Source organism: Streptomyces sp. NPDC050145 (genome assembly GCF_044460245.1).
Classification (GTDB): Bacteria; Actinomycetota; Actinomycetes; order Streptomycetales; family Streptomycetaceae; genus Streptomyces.
Genome location: NZ_JBITJS010000006.1, coordinates 32,780 through 50,561, shown reverse-complemented (window position 1 = coordinate 50,561; position 17,782 = coordinate 32,780). Strand labels below are relative to the sequence as shown.

The following is a 17,782-nucleotide window of genomic DNA, read 5'->3' as shown; positions in this document are numbered from 1 at the left end:
GCCCGCGCCGATGCATACTTGCGTGCGCCCGCCCCCTCGTTCGTACGGTCCCGAACCATGTCAGCATCCACAGAACAGGTTCTCAGCCGGCTGAGCCATCGCCAGCGCGTCCACGTCAACTCGACCTCCACCTTGGTCGCAGACGTGGACAAGGCGGCCGCCGCCATCGACCGCCGGCATGCACGCAAGCATGCCGAACAGGCGCCTCGTGAACGCAAGCCCGGCGTCACGCCGCTGAGGGGCGACGATCAACGGGATCTCGTCCTCTCGCCCTGGGAGTTACTCGCGGCCTTCGCGCGAGCCTCCACCCTGGCCCGTCAGGGCCGCGGCCGGGGGCTGGCCGAGCACTGGCAAGGCCTCAAGTACTGCCAGGCCCTGTCCACCGGTGCCAACGGGTACCTGGCGCTCACCGAAGAGGGACAGAGCCCCGAACTCTCCTACCGAGCCATGCAGGCAAGGGAGCTGGGGCGGGCCTTCGGACTCGCTGCCGCTGAACGCACCGTCCAGAACCGCTTTCCCGAGCATGTGGTTTCAACGCTGGACGCGGAAGCCGTGCTGCTCGCGGCCTTCGCGCGCTCCGGACCACGTCCCTCCCTGGGCGCAAGGCCACGACCTGACTTCTTCATCGAGGCGTGGCACCCGGGCGAGCCTTCCCACGTCTTCGCCGTGACCGTCAACGGCAACCATCAGGTTGCCACCAAGCGCACCGGAAAGGCCGACCGCTCGGCGTTCCAGCAACTGGCCAGGGGCAGCGAACGCGCCGAACAGTTCCATCTTGCCGAGTGGAACACCACACCGTGTCTCCTGATGTCCACCGAACTGGTTGCGAGCGAAGGTATTGCCGTCAACGCTCTCCAAACGCCGGGCGAAGGGCTCATACCGGCGAGGCCTGCCACAGGACGCACGAGTGCCGACGCCCTGCTGTCGGAAAGAAACCCGACGTACGTCGGCGCCGTCCGGCGTCCCCGCACCCCCGGTCGAAGGGACGAGGTCGGGGACGGCTTCCTCATCCCCCGCAAGGACGTCGGTTGGTACGGTCAGCTACTTGCCCGCACCGGCGCCGCCGGCCAACTCGCTTTCGCCGGTGCAGGTCCGGAGATCGCCCAGTACCTGACCGACAGGCAGGGCCACAAGCACTACAAGCTGAGGACATTCGCCGGATCGTCCAGTGTCCGGGACGCCAGACACAAGATCGGCTCCACATGGTTCGTCGGAACCGACCAGGTGTTCCGCCTCAACCAGACTCGAGTCGAAGCGTTCTCCGGAATGGCCGAGGAGTTGTACGGCCTCCTGGTCGAGGGCGAGGTCGAGGCGTACCGGCGCCGCGTGTACGACCTGCGCGGCTCCCTGCCCAGCGGAACCACCGCCCCGGACTGGGGACCCGCTTCCTTCGGCAGGGACGGCACCGCCATGGCCTTGCGCATTCTGCTGAAGTAGAGCCTCCGGTCAGCCACCCGGCCGGGGCGCGAGTGGCTGACCAGGTTCAGATCACTCCTATGTCCGCGAGGATGTCCCGCGCCTGGCGCCTCATGGACTCGGCGGCGGCACTGTCGGTCTTCTCGTGGGCATCGGCAAGGAGGCAGAGGGTGCGGGCCTCGCCCGGGCGGTGGCCGGTCTCGCGGTGGATGGACAGGGCCTTCTCGCCCAGCTCGATCGCCTCGGGGGGTGCGTCCGACGATGCGGCGATCGCGCACAGGGCCGTGAGGGCCTGGCCCTCGACGACGCGGAAGCGGCGGGCGCGGGCCAGGGTCAGGGCCTGGTCCGCGTGGGTGCGGGCCTCGTCGAGGCGGCCCATCTCGGTGAGGGTCAGGGCGAGGCCGAGGAGGCTGTCGGCCTCCGGGCGGGCGTGTCCCGATGCGCGGGCCACGGCGAGGGCCTCCGTCTCGAGCTGGAACGACCGGTCGAGGTGGGCCAGTTCCCGGTGGGCCGCGGCCATGGTGGTGAGGATGCTGGCCTGCTGCCAGCGGCGGCCCTCGCGCTGCGCCTGCGCGTACGCGCGGGTGGACTGGTCCAGCGCCTCGTGGAACCGGCCCAGGGTCAGGTTGATCCTCGCCGCCGTGTCGAGTCCCGCCGCGCGGACGTGACGGCGCGTGCCGGTCTCCTCGCCGGGGCCCGCGGACGTGACGACCTCGAAGCCGTCGGTCAGACGGCCGAGTTCCCAGTACACCCAGCCGAGATTCTGCAGGGCGAGGGTGTTGTCCCACCACTTGATCTCGTCGCTCAGGGCCACGGCTCGTTCGAGGTGGGTCGCGGCCTCGTCCAGCCGGCCCAGGTCCCGGCAGGCCAGACCGGTGACGATCAGCCCCAACGTCTCGAGGTAGGGGTTCGCGAGGGCACGGCTCATGCGCAGGGCGGTCGCCGTGTTCTCGTGCGCGCTGTCCAGGCGCGCCAGGTACCACTCCGCCTGGCCCCGGCCGCCGATGGCCGCCGCCTCGCCCGTCTCCCAGCCGATCTCCCTGCTGATCTCGTGGGCGCGGGAGTGGCGCTCCAGTGCCTGCCCGAGGTCGCCCCGGTCGGCCAGGATCACCCCCAAGTGGATGTGCAGGGTCGCCTGGCCGGGACCGTCGTCCGCCGCCGTCGCCGCGGCGAGCGCCGCCTGCGCGGTGGCGTGCCAGGCCGCCCGGGGCAGCCGCAGGAAGAAGTAGCCGAACAGCGCGTTGGCCAGGTGCCAGGCGACGGGGCGCGGGCCGTGCTGGGCCGCGTGGTGGATCAGGAGGGGCAGATTTCCCTGCTCCTCCTCGAGCCATCGGGCGGAGTCCGTGGGGGGCCTCAGGTCGGGCCGGTCGCTGTCGGCGAGATCGGGGGGCAGGTCCGGGAAGAGCCAGGTACCCGCGACGGCCCGCACCGCGTGCAGGTACCAGAGCAGGAGCCGGTCCGTCGCGGCCGCGCGTCCGGCCGCCGTCTCCCGCGTCCGCGCCGTCTCCCGCGCGTACTCGCGCAGCAGGTCGTGGAACCGGTACCGGCCCGCCTTCACGGGCTCGACCAGGTGGGCGGCGGCCAGCGTGCCGAGCAGGCGCCGGGCCTGCGGCAGGGGCGCGTCGGTCAGGGCCGCCGCGGTCTCGGCGGTGAACTCGGTGCCGGGGAAGAGTCCGAGCAGGCGGAAGAGGCGGCGGGCCGCGGGGGCCAGGACCTGGTAGGACACGGAGAAGGCGGTCCGCAGCGGGGAGTCGGAGTCGTCGTCCGGCTCCAGGGCCGCGAGCCGCTCCCCCTCGGTCATCTCGGCCACCAGGTCGGCGAGGCTCAGCCCCGGGTCCCCCGACAGGCGTGCCGCGGCCAGTCGCAGGGCCAGCGGGAGGCCGCCGCATCGCCGGATCAGTTCGGCGGCCGCGGGCTCGTCGGCGGCGACCCGGTCCGCGCCGAGGGTCCTGACCAGCAGCGCCAGGGCCTCGGGCGGCCGGAGAAGGTCCAGGGGCAGGGCCCGGGCGCCGTCCTCGGCGACGAGGCCGCCCAGGCGGTTGCGGCTGGTGACGACGACGCGGCACGCCGAACTGCCCGGCAGCAGCGGGCGCACCTGCTCGGCCGAGGCGGCGTTGTCCAGCAGGACGAGCAGGCGCCGGCCGGCGAGCAGGGTCCGGTAGACACGTCCCTGGGCCTCGAGCCGTGAGGGGATCTCGGAGGCGGCGACGCCGAGGCTGCGCAGGAGCAGTCCGAGGGCCTCGCCGGGGTCGAGGGGCGGCCGGTCGGGGTCGAAGCCGTGCAGGTTGATGTAGAGCTGGCCGTCGGGGAAGCGGTCGCGGGCCCGGTGCGCCCAGTGCACGGCCAGCGCGGTCTTGCCGATGCCGGCGGCGCCGCCGATCGCGGAGACGACGACCGCACCGGCCGGACTCCGGCCCGCCTCGGACCGGAACAGGGCGTCGAGCTCGTCGAGTTCCTCGGCCCGTCCGACGAACCCGGCGACATCGTGCGGGAGTTCGGCGGGTGCCGGCACGCCGGCCGGGCGCCCGACCGCCGGCGTGGGGGTCGCCGGGTGCAGGAGGAAGGCGTCGTCGTGGCGCAGCACCGCCTCGTGGACCCGGCGCAGTTCCTGGCCCGGGTCGGCGCCGAGCTCGTCCCGCAGGCGGACCCGCAGATCGGTGAAGGCGTTCAGTGCCTGCGCCTGCCGGCCGCAGCCGTACAGGGCTCGTATCCGCAGGGCCGCCAGCGATTCGTCGTAGCGTTCATCGGCGGCCGGCACGGCGCCGAGTTCGTCGAGCACTTCGGCGCAACGCCCGGTCAGCACAAGGCACTTGAGCCGCTCCAGCCGGAGTGTGCGCCGCCGCTCCTCCCAGCGGCCGCGCTCCTCCCGTGCGAACGGTCCCGGCAGCCCGGCCAGGGGCTCGCCGCGGAACAGTCCGATGGCGGCGGACAACTGGTCCGCCGCGCCGGCGAGGTCTCCCGAAGCAAGGGTGCGCATCGCCTCGGCGCCGAGCTCCTCCAGGTCCGTGGTGTCGAGCCGGACCTCCTCGGCGGCGAAGCGGTACCAGCCCTTGCCGCTGCGGATCACCGATCGTGCCGGGGTGGTGCCGGGCGGATCGAGCGCCCTGCGCAGGGAGTTGACGTGGGTCGGCAGGACGCCGCGGCCTCCCGCGGGCGGGCGGGAGCCCCAGACCGCGTCGATCAGCCTCTCGTGACCGACCGCGGCCCCGTGGCGCAGCAGCAGCGCGGACAGCACCGCCTGCCGCTTGATCGGCCCCGGCTCCAGCGGTGTCGTGCCCCGCCAGGCCCGCAGCGGCCCGAGGACCTCGATCCGCAGGGGCCGGGGAGTTGTGCTGTCCACCGCGAGGGCCTCCGGTCGTCATGTCGTCCGACTCATCGAAAATTCATCGGCATTGCAGCACACCGGGGCACGGTGGTGGCACGGCATCGCACAACCGGCACGACCGGCACGACCGGCACGACCGAACGGGAGTCAGCGTGACCGAGGTGGAGTTGGTGGTCACCGCGTTGGCCACGGGTGCGGCGGAGGGACTCACCGGTGTCTCCGGCGGCCTCCGCGACCTGCACGCCGCGCTGCGAGAGGCGGTCCGCGACCGGCTGGAACCGGCGGACGCAGGATACGGCGGCCGGGTCCTGGACGCGTACGAGACGGACCCGGACGTGTGGCGGACCCGGCTGGTACGGGTCCTGGAATCCGGGCTGCGGATGGACGAGGAGGTCCTCGAAGCGGCCCGCGCCGTGCTCCGCGCGGACCGCCGCCGTCCGGGCCCCGCCGCCGTCGGGGCGCCGGAGGAGGCGGAATGAACCGTACGAGGGTGATGGTCTGGGTCGGACTGGCGGGAGCGGCCGTGCTCTCGGGGCCGGCCGCGCTGCTGAGAGACGACCGGGTCGGGGAAGCGGCGCGGGACCCGGCGATCACGGAGGTGACGATGGGGAAGAAGAAGCAAGAGCAACAGCGGGACGAGTCGGAGCGGATGAAGCGGGCGGAGGCGGAGGAGGCGCAGCGCCGGCGCGCCCGGAAGCGGAAGGACGACTACTTCCGGAAGCAGCGTGAAGAGGCGAGGCGTCAGGCGGACAGCAACAACCACGACTGACGGCACGCACGGACGAGGGCCCTGCGCGCGGTCCGGAGACCGCGCGCAGGGCCACCGCTCTGCAGCCCCGCTCACATCACCGCGTTCAACGCCAGCACCCCACCCAGCCCCAGCAGCGCCAGCACCGTCGTGTACGTGGTGCGGGCCTTGAGGGCGTCCGGGACCGAGAGGTTGAAGTACTCCTTGAACATCCAGAAGCCGGGGTCGTTGACGTGGGAGAAGGCGATCGAGCCGCAGGAGACGGCCAGGACCATCAGTTCGGGGGACGTGCCGCTGCCGGCGACCATGGGGGCGACGATGCCGGCGGCGGTGGAGACGGCGACCGTGGCGGAGCCGAGGGCGATGCGCAGGATGACGGCGATGAGCCAGGCGAGGAGGAGCGGGGAGACGGACCAGTGGGCGGTGGTGTCCTTGATGTAGTCGGAGATGCCGCCTTCGACGAGGACGTTCTTGTAGGCGCCGCCGGCCGCGATGACCAGCATGATCATCGCCATGGACTTGGCGGCGTCGGCGCAGGAGGTGGCGAGGTCCTTCAGGGAGCGGCCGACGCGGGGGCCGAAGACGTACATGGCGAGCAGCAGGGTGAGCAGCAGCGCGAACTCGGGGGAACCGGCGAACTTGATCACGCCCATGCCCGGGGCGTGGTCGTCGAGGGACATCTCGGCGACGGCCGCGCCGGCGATGAGGACGACGGGGAGCAGCGCCACGGTGAGGGACCAGGCGGTGCCGGGCAGCTCGTCCTCCTCGAAGACGCGCTCGGTGACGAGCCCGGTGGGGATCGAGGGGTTCATGCGGCGGACGAACGGCAGCCGGGGCCACACGAGGGCGATCAGGGCGCCGGCCGGGACGGCGATGAACAGGCCGACGAAGAGCGTCTTGCCGACGGAGGCGTCGAACATCTCGGCGACGGCGGTGGGCCCGGGGTGCGGTGGCAGGAAGCTGTGCATCGTGGAGAGCGCGATGGACATCGGCAGGCCGATCCACAGCAGGTTCTTTCCGGTGACGCGGACCAGGGTGAAGGCGACGGGGACGATGATGACGAAGGCGACCTCGTAGAACATGGTGACGCCGATGAGCATCGCGGTGACCACCATGGCCACCTGCACCCACCGGTCGCCGAACGCCTGCGTCAGCTTCGAGGCGATGCGCTGGGCGGCGCCGGCGTCGCCCATCACCCGCCCGACCATCGCGCCGAGTCCGATCACCGGGAGGGTGCCGGAGAGCTGGTCCCCGATGCCGGTCTCCAGGACGTCGGATATCTCGGTCAGTCCGATGCCCTGGACGACCGCGACGGCGGTGGCGACGAGCAGCAGGGCGATGAAGCCGTTGAGCCTCACCTTGGTCATCAGGAACAGCAGCGCCACAACACTGAGCGCCACGACGAGCAGGGGCATGTTCGGTTCTCCTACGGCAGGTCGGCTCGGCCGGTTCCGGGCATGCCGGACGGCGGCGCGGCGTCAGGTGACGCGTCGCGCCGCGGACGGCGGGTGAGGGGGCGTCAGCGCACGAGGGCGGGACGCTTGGCGTCGAAGGTCCAGCCGGGGATCAGGTACCGCATACCGGCGGCGTCGTCCCGGCCGCCGAGTCCCAGAGACAGGTAGAGCTGATGGGCGGCCTCGACCTGGTCGAGGTCCAACTCGACGCCCAGGCCCGGGCGTTCGGGCAGGGCGATGGCGCCGCCCTCGATCGGCAGGGGCTCGCGCGTCAGGCGCTGGCCGTCCTGCCAGATCCAGTGGGTGTCGATGGCGGTGATGTCGCCGGGCGCGGCGGCGGCGACCTGCGTGAACATCGCGAGGGACACGTCGAAGTGGTTGTTGGAGTGCGAACCCCACGTGAGACCCCAGGCCTCGCACAGCTGGGCCACGCGCACCGAACCGCTCATGGTCCAGAAGTGCGGGTCGGCGAGCGGGATGTCGACGGCGTCGGCCTTCACGGCGTGGCCCAACTGCCGCCAGTCCGTGGCGATCATGTTCGTGGCGGTCCGCAGACCGGTCGCCCGACGGAATTCGGCCATCACCTCGCGCCCGCTGTAGCCGCCCTCCGCGCCGCACGGATCCTCGGCGTACGCGAGGACGTCGCGCAGGGAGCGGCCGATGGCGATGGCCTCGTCGAGCAGCCAGCCGCCGTTGGGGTCGAGGGTGATCCGCGCGTCGGGGAAGCGCTCGGCGAGCGCGGTGACCGCCTCGGCCTCGGCGCGCCCGTCCAGGACGCCGCCCTTGAGCTTGAAGTCCTGGAATCCGTACCGCAGTTGAGCTGCTTCGGCGAGCGCGACGACGGCCTCGGGGGTGAGGGCCTCCTCGCTGCGCAGCCGCTCCCAGTCGTCCCGCACGGTCGACTCGTCGCGGTAGGGGAGGTCGGTGCGGCGGCGGTCACCGACGTAGAAGAGGTAGCCGAGGACGGGGACGCTGGTGCGCTGCACCCCCTCGCCGAGCAGGGCGGCGACCGGTACCTCCAGGTACTGGCCGAGCAGGTCGAGCAGGGCCGCCTCGACGGCGGTGACCGCGTGGACGGTGACGCGCAGGTCGAAGGTCTGCGCGCCGCGGCCGCCCGCGTCCCGGTCGCCGAACCGCTCGCGTATCGCCCGGAGCACGGCCCGCGGGTCGCCCACGGGCCGGCCCACCACGAGGTCGCGCGCCTCGTCGAGGGTGCCGCGGATGGCCTCGCCGCCGGGGACCTCGCCGACGCCCGTGCGACCGTCGGAGTCGGTGAGGATCACCAGGTTCCGGGTGAAGTACGGGGCGTGGGCGCCGCTGAGGTTCAGCAGCATGCTGTCCTGGCCGGCGACCGGGACGACCCGCATCGAGGCGACGACGGGCGTTCCGGAGTGCGGGGCGGGAGCGTTCACGGGGCGGCGCCTTTCAGAAGGGGTGCGGCAGGCATGCCTTTCCTTGCTGGCCGGAACGTTAGGAGCTCGCTGCGATGCAGGTCCAACACCATTTTGGAATCCTGCGATACCCGGGACGCATCACCGGCGCCCGCCTGACGGGGACAACTTTCACGCGGTTCCGTCACCGTGGTCAACAGGCGTCATTTTCCGTCTCAAAGCTTCTCCACATTTTCCACACATCACCCCACCAAGCCCGTCCCGATGGTCTAGATTGACCCTGCTTCTACAGATCGGACATGAAGCGACAAGTGATGATCTATAGGTCCGGGCGCTGTCCGCAGCGCTGAAATAGCCGGGATGTCACATGCGGGAGGCGGGGGCCTCCCGGGGGGCGTACAGAGCTAGTCGCACACTTCACAACCACTGGGAACCTGGGGGGTTCTGTGTGGCAGGGGGGAACTGTCGGCAGCGCCTTGCCGTCAGCGCGGGACGCGCTGACGCACGACGCGTTCGGCCGGACGACGAACGACTGGGAACAGCGCTACCGCCGCACCGTGATAACCGGCGACACCGTGGCCACGGCCGTGGTGGTGGCGTCGATAGGCAACTTCTTCGGGGCCCGGGACGCGGCCAACTGGCACGAGAAGTGGGGCATCCTCGCCTTCGGCACCTGGCTCCTCGTCCTGGGAGCGTTCACCGTGAGCCGGGCCTGGGCCCCGGCGGTGCTCGGACAGGGCGCCGAGGAGTTCCGCAGGCTCGGGCGCTCGCTGTTCACGGCGACCGTCGTCCTGGCCCTCGGCGGCATCGCGCTGACCTCGAGGAACATCAAACTCTGGATCTTCGTCGCGATCCCGGCGACGGCGCTGGTCACCATGACCGAGCGGTATCTGCTGCGCCTGTGGCTGCACAAGCAGCGCAAGGAGGGCAGATGCCTGCGCCCGGTGCTCGCCGCCGGGAGCCTCACCACCGTGCGCGACCTGATCAACCGCACCCGTAAGTTCCCGCACATCGGCTGGCAGGTGGCGGCCGTGTGCACGACGGACGGGCTCGGGCTCGAGGGCCACCAGGTGGACGGCGTACCGGTCGTCGGCCGGCTCGCGGACGTCGCCGGGCACGTGTGCCGCAGCGGCTACCGGGTCGTCGCCGTCACCCCGGACCCGCACTGGTCACCGGACCGGCTGCAGCGCCTGGCGTGGAACCTGGAGGGCAGCGACACCGAGATGGTCGTGGCCCCGGTGCTGATGGAGGTGGCGGGACCGCGGCTGCATGTCGACGCGGTGCTCGGGATCCCCCTGCTGCGGGTCAGCATGCCGACCTTCACGGGGGGCCGGCGGGCGGTCAAGGAGGTCGTCGACCGGCTGGGCGCCGCGATCCTGCTGCTGCTGTTCGCGCCGCTGATGGTGCTGGTCGCGCTGCTGGTCCTGGTCGACAGCCGGGGCGGGGCGTTCTACCGCCAGCGCCGGGTCGGCAAGGACGGCCGCGAGTTCACCATCCTCAAGTTCCGCACCATGGTCGCCGGGGCGCACCGGGCCCGGGCGGATCTCGCCGGTCTGAACGAGGGCGCGGGGCTGCTGTTCAAGATGCACCGGGATCCGCGGGTGACGCGGGTGGGCACGGTGCTGCGCCGGTACTCGATCGACGAGCTCCCGCAGCTGTTCAACGTGCTCACCGGATCGATGTCGCTCGTCGGACCGCGGCCTCCCCTGCCGGAGGAGTCCGCGGCGTACGGACCGGACATCCGGCGGCGGCTGCTGGTCAAGCCCGGGCTCACCGGCCTGTGGCAGATCAGCGGACGCAGTGACCTCCCGTGGGAGGAGGCCGTGCGCCTCGACCTGCGGTACGTGGAGGACTGGTCGCTCGCCCTCGACACAGTGATCTTGTGGAAGACGCTGCGGGCGGTGCTCCAGGGCCAGGGGGCCTACTGATGCGCGCGGGGCGGCGGCGCCGTCCGACCGGCGTACGGACCGCAGGCCGAGGGGGCCTGCTAGGGGGGAAGGACGCGTCATGAGAGTCAGTGTGTTCGGGCTCGGCTACGTGGGCTGCGTGTCGGCCGCGTGCCTGGCCAGCATGGGGCACGAGGTCATCGGGGTCGACGTCAACCAGACGAAGGTCGACCTGGTCAACGGCGGCCGTGCGCCGGTCGTCGAGGAACGCATCGGCGAGCTCACCGCCGAGGTCGTACGGAGCGGCGCCCTGCGCGCCACCCGTGACGTCCGCGAGGCGATCCGCGACAGCGAGATATCGCTGATCTGCGTCGGCACGCCCTCGGAGCCCAACGGCAGTCTGTGCACCACCTATCTGGAGCGGGTCACCGAGGAGATCGGCGCGGCGCTCGCCGAGCGCGGCGGCCGGCAGACCGTCGTGTTCCGCAGCACGATGCTCCCGGGCACCTGCCTCGACCTGCTGGTCCCGATCCTGGAGAAGAACGTCGGCGGCACCGCCGGGGTGGACTTCGGGGTCGCGGTCAACCCCGAGTTCCTGCGCGAGGGCACCAGCGTGCGGGACTTCTTCGACCCGCCCAAGACGGTCATCGGCGAACTCGACCCGGCGAGCGGCGACGCGGTCGCGGAGCTCTACAAGGGCCTGCCCGGCGACGTGTTCCGCGTCCAGATCCCGGTCGCCGAGGCGATCAAGTACGCGGACAACTCCTTCCACGGCCTCAAGATCGGCTTCGCGAACGAACTGGGCGCGGTGTGCCAGGCGCTCGGCGTCGACTCGCACCAGGTCATGGACGTCTTCCTCGCCGACCGCAAGCTGAACATCAGCCCCGCCTACCTGCGGCCCGGATTCGCCTTCGGCGGCTCCTGCCTGCCCAAGGACCTGCGCAGCCTGGTCCACGCGGCGCAGCGGGCCGACGTCTCCGTCCCCATCCTCGCGCACGTGCTGACCTCCAACTCCGCGCACCTGCAACGGGCGGTGGAGCTGGTCGAGCGCACCGGCAAGCGCAAGGTGGGCCTGTTCGGGCTGTCCTTCAAACCCGGCACCGACGACCTGCGCGAGAGCCCCCTCGTCGAGCTGGCCGAGCGCCTCTTCGGCAAGGGCTACGAGCTGAAGATCTACGACGCCAACGTGAGCCTGTCCCGGCTGATCGGCGCCAACCGGGAGTACATCGAGGGGCGGCTGCCGCACCTCGCGCAGCTCCTCGCCGACTCCGTCGACGAGGTCCTCGAGCACGCCGAGGTGTGCCTCGTGGGGACCCGCGACCCCGCCGTCCTCGCCGCGCTGCCGCACGGCGGCGGCCCGGCGATCGTCGATCTCGTCCGCCTCCCCGACGCCGAGGCGCGCCGGGCCGAACCGGGGTACATGGGCCTTGCCTGGTGACACGTCGTACGAGGAAGCGGCCGCCCGCGGCGGCCACGGCAGGCGCGCGCTCATCCTCGTGGAGAACCTCTCGGTGCCGTTCGACCGGCGGGTGTGGCAGGAGTGCACGACGCTGCGCGACGCGGGCTGGACGGTGGACGTCATCTGCCCGCAGGGCAGCAGGCGCGACACCGAGCCGGAGGCGGTGATCGACGGGATCCGGATCCACCGCTACCCGCTGCGCGCGGCCACCGGCGGACCGTCCGGCTATCTGCGCGAGTACGGCTCGGCGCTGTGGCACACGGCGCGGCTGGCCCGCAAGGTCGGCCCGGTGCACGTCGTGCACGCCTGCAACCCGCCCGACCTGCTGTTCCTGCCCGCCCTGATGCTCAAGCGGCGCGGCGCCCAGTTCGTCTTCGACCAGCACGACCTGGTGCCCGAGCTGTACCTCTCCCGCTTCGGCCGCGGCGAGGACCTGCTGTACCGCGCCGTGCTCGGCCTGGAGCGGCTGACCTACCGGGCCGCGGACATCGTGCTCGCCACGAACGAGTCCTACCGGGACGTCGCGGTGCGCCGCGGCGGGCAGCGGCCCGAGGACGTGTTCGTGGTGCGCAGCGCGCCGCAGACCGACCGCTTCCAGCCGGTGCCGCCCGAGCCGGAGCTGAAGCGCGGCAAGCCCCATCTGCTGTGCTACCTGGGCGTGATGGGCCCGCAGGACGGTGTCGACTACGCGCTGCGGGCGCTCGCGAAGCTGCGGGACGAGCGCGGGCGGACCGACTGGCACGCGGTGTTCGTCGGGTCCGGTGACGCCTTCGACGCGATGGTGGAGCTGTCCCGGGAGCTCGGGCTCGAGGAGCAGGTGGAGTTCACCGGGCGGATCCCGGACGCCGACCTGGTGCGGTACCTGTCCACCGCGGACGTGTGCCTCTCCCCCGACCCGTGCAATCCGCTCAACGACGTGTCGACCATGAACAAGGTCCTGGAGTACATGGCGATGGGCCGGCCGATCGTGTCCTTCGACCTGCGCGAGGCGCGGGTCTCCGCCGGTGAGGCCGCGCTCTACGCGTCCGGCGACGACGAGTCCGCGTTCGCGGGGCTGATCGCGCGGCTCCTCGACGATCCGGACGAGCGGGCCCGGATGGGCAAGATCGGACAGGAGCGCATCGGCGGTCCGCTGGCCTGGAGCAACTCGCAGGCCTCGCTGCTCTCCGCGTACGCCGCCGCCTGCCGCAAGCGCCGCGCGCCCCGCATCGGACGGAGGCCACGCCGTTGAACGACGACACGCTGCGCCTGGCCACCGTCGGGCGGATCCTCCGGCGGCGCTGGCGGCTGCTCGCCGTCCTCACCCTGCTGGGCGCGCTGGTCGGCTACGGCACCTCGGTGGTGTTCCCGCCGCGCTACACGGCGTCGGCGTCCGTCCTGCTGCCCGGGCAGTGGGAGGAGCGGGAGCTGCTGACCCAGGTGGACGTCGCAACGAGTTCGGCGGTCGTCGACCGCACCGCCGACGAGCTCGGCTGGAGCGACGTCAGCGGCGAGGAGCTGCGCAAGCGGGTGAGTGCCGAGGCCGCCGACGGCAACATCATCACGATCTCCGGCACCTCCGACACCCCGCGCCACGCGCAGCGGCTCGCCGACACGACGGCCCAGCAGTTCGTGAAGTTCGCCGCGCGGCTGGCCGGCGGCGGCTCCGACGCCCAGCCGGCGAACGGTCCGGAGGCGCTGCGCCGGAAGGTGGCCGAGACCAACCGCCGCATCACGGAGCTGGCGAACTCGGCCGACCCCGGCCGGACCGTGGAGAGCGTCCAGGCCCGTACCGCGCTGGAGAAGCTGCGCACCTCGCTGGAAGAGGCGATGACGAAGCTGGACCAGGCCGACCCGGCGAACGAGAAGGCCGGCATGGTCGTCATGGGCCCCGCGGCCCGGCCGACGAGCGAGGCGCCCCCGACCCGGGTGCAGTTGGTGGCGGCCGGGGCGCTGCTGTTCCTCCTGCTCGCGATCGTCGGCCACCTCGCCTCCGGGCGGGTGAACCGGCGGCTGCGCACCGAGGAGGACATCACCGCCGCGCTGGGCTCGGTGCTCCTCGGCACCGTCGACGTGGCGGGTGACCGGCCCGCGCGACAGCCCCGGGAGCGCGGCGCGCGGGCGCTGGTGCGGCGGCTGCTCGGCACGGACGTCCGCTGGGACCTGCCGGCCCCGCAGCGCTCCGGCGACGAGGCCGGGCGGCGGATCCGCTACCGGCGGGTGTGCGCCCGGCTGCGGGAGCAACTGCCCACCGCGCGGCGGCTGCTGCTCGTCGTGCCGGACGGCGACGAGATCGCCCACCGGGCCGCGGGCCAGCTCGCGGCCGAGGCCAAGGGCGATCCCGTGCTGCGAGTGGTCGAGGTGGCGGTGGACCGGCCGATGGTGCCGGACGCCGACCTGGAGTCCGGCGCCGTCGTCGTGCTCAGTCCGGGTAGCCGCACCGCGGAGGAGCTCGCGGGCATCACCGGGGCCTGCGCGGACGGCGGGCACGAGGTCGTCGGCGTCGTCGTCGCCGGCGCGGTCCGGGGCGGTCCGGCGCGGGCGGCCGGACACGGGCCCGCGGACGACGCCACCGTGGCGCTCACGGTTCGCCACCACGCGACGGGAGGTTCGGCGTGACGACGAGCACGACGACGGAGGCGAACGAGACCACGGTCCTCCTGGATCTTCAGGGGCTCGTGGTGTCGGTGCGCAGGCGCCGCCGCCTGTGGGCCTCCCTGGCCCTGTTCGGGCTGCTGCTCGGCGCGGCGGTGGCGGTGCTGCTGCCGCCGTCGCCGAGCGCCGCGACGAAGGTCCTGGTCGCGCACGCGGAGGACCAGCCGAACGACACCGGGACGCTGATCCGCACCGACGTGGAGGTGCTGGGCACCACCCGGATCGCGAACGCGGCCCTGAAGGCGCTCGGGTCGACGGAGAAGCCCGAGGACTTCATGCGGGACTACCGGGGCACCGGCCTGACCAACAACGTCCTGCAGATCGACGTGAAGGCCGGCTCGGACGCGGAGGCGGTGGCCGGGGCCCGGGCGCTGGCCGACGCGTTCATCGCGGACCACGTACGGCGGATGCGGGACACCGCGCAGGCCGAGGCCAAGGCGCTGACCGACCAGCGGGACCGCATGCGGACCGAGCTGGAGGAGGTCAACCGGACCATCGGTGACCGCTCGCCGGACAGCGACCCGAAGGCGTCGGCGAGCCTGGAGTCGCTCTTCGCCCGCCGCGCCGAACTCAACTCGCGGATCGCCGACTTCGACCAGCGCGCCGAGGAGGCCCGCATGGGCACGCCCCGGCTCGTCGCCGGGACGCAGATCGTGGACGCGCCGCGCGCGGTGCGGCACTCCCTGCCGAAGGCCGTCGCGACGAGCGGCGCGATCGGTCTCGTCCTCGGGCTCGTCCTCGGTCTCGCTCTCGCCGCGGTCGGCACCGTGGTCGCGGACCGGCCGGTGCTGCGCCGGGACGTCGCGGCGCATCTGGGCGCCTCGGTCATCGCGGAGCTGCCCCGTCGCACCGGCCGCCGGTGGCAGCGCCGCCGCACCCGCGCGGCCCGCGAACGGCTCACGACGGCCCTGGCCCGCGCTGCGCGGGACGCGGCGGAGCCGGTGTCGCTGCTCGAACTGGGCTGCGCGCGCGGCACGGGTGTCATCGCCCTGGACCTCGCCGACCGGCTGGCGCAGGACGGGCCGGTGGTCATCGTCGACGGGCAGCCGGGGCTCCAGCTCGCGAGCCGGCGGCAGAAGCCGGGCGAGCCGACCGTGGTGAGCGGCGAGCGGGCGGCGAACGTGCCGGACGGGATGCGCCGGATCGGAGTCGGCTCGGTGGCGCCCGGCACGGCGTGGACCGACCTCCAGTACCTGGGCACGCAGACCGTGCTCGTGGTGCGGGCCGGGCACGGCAGCGCCGCCTGGCTGCACACCGTGGCGCGGCAGCTCGCCGACCAGCGGATACCGGTGCTCGGTGTGGTGCTCGTCGACCCCGATCCGAAGGACCGGACCGACGGCACGCTGTGGGACGGGCTGCACACGGCGCTGCGCGGCCGCGGCGAGCGGACGGCCCGGCAGAACGGGGCCGGCCGGCGGCGGGCCGAGCGGGCCGCGCCCATGTGGGCCGCACGGGTCCCGGACAACGACCAGGAGGCGCGCTAGGCATGTGTGGCATCGCAGGGACGTACCGGTGGCCGGACGGGAAGCTCGTGACCGACCGGCTCACCGACACGCTCGCCCACCGCGGTCCGGACGGTTCGGGCCGGTACAGCCATCCGGTCGGTGACGGCGAGGTGCATCTCGGGCACCGCCGGCTGTCCATCATCGACCTGTCCGAGACCGGGGCCCAGCCGATGGTCTCGGACGGCCTCGTGCTCACGTACAACGGCGAGCTGTACAACGCGCCGGAGCTGCGGGCGGAGCTGGCGGCCGGCGGGGTGCGGTTCCGCGGCACCTCCGACACCGAGGTGCTCCTGGAGGCGTGGCGGCGCTGGGGCACGGACTGTCTGCCCCGGCTGCGCGGCATGTTCGCGTTCGGCGTCTTCGACGAGCGCACGGGTGAACTGGTGCTGGCCCGCGACCAGTTGGGCATCAAACCGCTGTTCCTGCTGCGGCGCGGCGAGGGCCTGGTGTTCGCCTCCGAGCTGAAGGCGCTCGCCGCGGCGACCGGCGGCTCCCTGGAGGTGGACCCCGGGGCGCTCGTCGCCTCGCTGCTCTACTACTGGGTGCCGGACTCGCGGTGCGCGTTCCGCGAGGCGGAGAAGCTGCCGCCGGGGAGCTGGCTGCGGGTGCGGCCCGACGGGCGTACGGAGCGCGGCCGGTACTGGCACCTCAAGGAGGTCGCCGCCGAGGGCCAGGAGCGGGCCCGCAGCGGTGAACTCCCGGATCTGGCCGCGATCGTGGAGGAGTCGACGCGGCGCCATCTGCTGTCCGACGTGCCGGTGGCGACGTTCCTGTCCGGGGGCCTGGACTCCAGCTGGCTGACCGCGCTCGCGGCCCGGCACCAGCCGGGGATCTCGGCCTACACGATCGGGTTCCGTGCCGAGGACGCCCGCTTCGAGGCCATGCCGGACGATCTGCGCTACGCCCGGCAGGTCGCGGGCCGGTTCGGGGTCGATCTGCACGAGATCGAGATCGCCCCGGACGTGCTGGACCTGCTGCCCCGGATGACGTACCACCTGGACGAGCCGATCGGTGACCCCGCCGCGATCAACACGTATCTGATCTGCTCGGCCGCCCGGGAGGCCGGGGTCAAGGTGATGCTGTCCGGGATGGGGGCCGACGAGCTGTTCGCCGGGTACCGCAAGCATCTGGCGAACCTGCTGGCGCTGCGCTACCAGCGGGTGCCGCGGCCGGTGCGGCGCGGGGTGTCGGCGGTCGTGGACCGGCTGCCGGTCGCCACGTCCCGCCGGGGTCTGCGCTCGGTGCGCTTCGCGAAGCGGTTCCTGTCCTTCGCGGAGCTGCCGGAGGAGACCGCGTTCCGGCGCAGCTACACGATGTACGACCGGGGCGAGCTGCTCGACCTCGTCGATCCGGACCTGGCCGGGACGGTCGAGGACGTGCTGACCGAGCACGCGGACGTGTACCGGGACAACGAGCTCGACGACTTCGTGAACCGCATGTGCCTGGGCGACGCCCGGATGTTCCTGCCGGGTCTCAACCTGGCGTACACGGACCGCTCCAGCATGGCCGCGTCGACCGAGGTGCGGGTGCCGTACGTGGACGTGGAGGTCGTGAAGGCGGCGTTCGCGGTGCCCGGCGACCGCAAGATCGTGGGCCGGCAGGGCAAGGCGGCGCTCAAGGAGGCGGCGACCTCGATCCTGCCGCGGGAGATCGTGTACCGGCCCAAGGGCCTGTTCAGCGCGCCGCTGCGGGCCTGGATGAGCCGGGATCTGGCGCCGCTGGTGCGCGAGGTGGTGCACGACGGGGAGCTGGTGCGCTCCGGGTTCCTGCGCCGTGAGGCGTTGCAGCGACTGGTCGCCGAGGACGCCTCGGGGCAGCGGGACCACTCCAAGCACCTGTGGCACGTGCTGACGCTGGAGCACTGGTACCGGAGCGCGACCACCGGTGCGGGGAAGGACTCGCACCTGGCCGCTTAGCAGGACCTCGCAGGGCGCTGTTCGACAACTGGGCTGGAAACAAGGGGA

Annotated in this window: 12 protein-coding genes; 9 read left to right on the top strand and 3 right to left on the bottom strand. The window is 72.6% G+C overall.

Annotated features, from left to right (window positions below):
- Positions 1-57 precede the first annotated feature (57 nt).
- The gene (locus ACIBTU_RS13730; protein ID WP_399126271.1) at positions 58-1,437 is read left to right on the top strand and encodes a hypothetical protein; all 1,380 of its coding nucleotides are present in this window, start codon (positions 58-60) and stop codon (positions 1,435-1,437) included.
- Positions 1,438-1,483: 46 nt separating this feature from the next.
- Here the strand turns inward: ACIBTU_RS13730 and ACIBTU_RS13725 are convergent, their stop codons facing one another.
- On the bottom strand, positions 1,484-4,756 hold the full coding sequence (locus ACIBTU_RS13725) for an AfsR/SARP family transcriptional regulator (RefSeq protein WP_399126270.1): 3,273 nt from the start codon (positions 4,754-4,756) through the stop codon (positions 1,484-1,486).
- Positions 4,757-4,893: 137 nt separating this feature from the next.
- Here ACIBTU_RS13725 and ACIBTU_RS13720 point away from each other — a divergent pair, with 137 nt between their 5' ends.
- On the top strand, positions 4,894-5,220 hold the full coding sequence (locus ACIBTU_RS13720) for a hypothetical protein (RefSeq protein ID WP_399126269.1): 327 nt from the start codon (positions 4,894-4,896) through the stop codon (positions 5,218-5,220).
- Positions 5,217-5,510: a hypothetical protein gene (locus ACIBTU_RS13715; protein WP_399126268.1), complete on the top strand. Its 294-nt coding sequence runs from the start codon at positions 5,217-5,219 to the stop codon at positions 5,508-5,510. The genes ACIBTU_RS13720 and ACIBTU_RS13715 overlap by 4 nt, the downstream gene beginning before the upstream one ends.
- Positions 5,511-5,581: 71 nt before the next feature.
- Here ACIBTU_RS13715 and ACIBTU_RS13710 read toward each other — a convergent pair whose 3' ends face one another.
- Together ACIBTU_RS13710 and ACIBTU_RS13705 are read right to left on the bottom strand one after the other, a co-directional pair.
- Positions 5,582-6,904 carry a gluconate:H+ symporter gene (locus tag ACIBTU_RS13710; RefSeq protein ID WP_399126267.1) on the bottom strand — a complete coding sequence of 441 codons (1,323 nt, stop codon included), beginning with the start codon at positions 6,902-6,904 and terminating at the stop codon, positions 5,582-5,584.
- A gap of 104 nt (positions 6,905-7,008) precedes the next feature.
- On the bottom strand, positions 7,009-8,310 hold the full coding sequence (locus ACIBTU_RS13705; RefSeq protein ID WP_399126571.1) for an enolase C-terminal domain-like protein: 1,302 nt from the start codon (positions 8,308-8,310) through the stop codon (positions 7,009-7,011).
- 470 nt (positions 8,311-8,780) lie between these two features.
- Here ACIBTU_RS13705 and ACIBTU_RS13700 point away from each other — a divergent pair, with 470 nt between their 5' ends.
- The 6 genes from ACIBTU_RS13700 to asnB all read left to right on the top strand — a co-directional run bounded on the left by ACIBTU_RS13700 (position 8,781) and on the right by asnB (position 17,734).
- Positions 8,781-10,262, top strand: a complete 1,482-nt coding sequence (locus ACIBTU_RS13700) for a sugar transferase (RefSeq protein ID WP_399126266.1) — start codon at positions 8,781-8,783, stop codon at positions 10,260-10,262.
- A 79-nt stretch (positions 10,263-10,341) separates the two neighbouring features.
- A complete protein-coding gene (locus ACIBTU_RS13695; protein WP_399126265.1) occupies positions 10,342-11,658 on the top strand; it encodes a nucleotide sugar dehydrogenase in 1,317 nt (438 codons plus the stop codon).
- The gene (locus ACIBTU_RS13690; RefSeq protein ID WP_399126264.1) at positions 11,648-12,910 is read left to right on the top strand and encodes a glycosyltransferase family 4 protein; all 1,263 of its coding nucleotides are present in this window, start codon (positions 11,648-11,650) and stop codon (positions 12,908-12,910) included. Before ACIBTU_RS13695 ends, ACIBTU_RS13690 begins: the two co-directional genes overlap by 11 nt.
- The gene (locus ACIBTU_RS13685; RefSeq protein ID WP_399126263.1) at positions 12,907-14,277 is read left to right on the top strand and encodes a Wzz/FepE/Etk N-terminal domain-containing protein; all 1,371 of its coding nucleotides are present in this window, start codon (positions 12,907-12,909) and stop codon (positions 14,275-14,277) included. The genes ACIBTU_RS13690 and ACIBTU_RS13685 overlap by 4 nt, the downstream gene beginning before the upstream one ends.
- Positions 14,274-15,797: a Wzz/FepE/Etk N-terminal domain-containing protein gene (locus ACIBTU_RS13680; RefSeq protein WP_399126261.1), complete on the top strand. Its 1,524-nt coding sequence runs from the start codon at positions 14,274-14,276 to the stop codon at positions 15,795-15,797. The genes ACIBTU_RS13685 and ACIBTU_RS13680 overlap by 4 nt, the downstream gene beginning before the upstream one ends.
- 2 nt (positions 15,798-15,799) lie before the next feature.
- A complete protein-coding gene (gene asnB / locus ACIBTU_RS13675) occupies positions 15,800-17,734 on the top strand; it encodes an asparagine synthase (glutamine-hydrolyzing) (protein WP_399126260.1) in 1,935 nt (644 codons plus the stop codon).
- Positions 17,735-17,782: the final 48 nt, after the last annotated feature.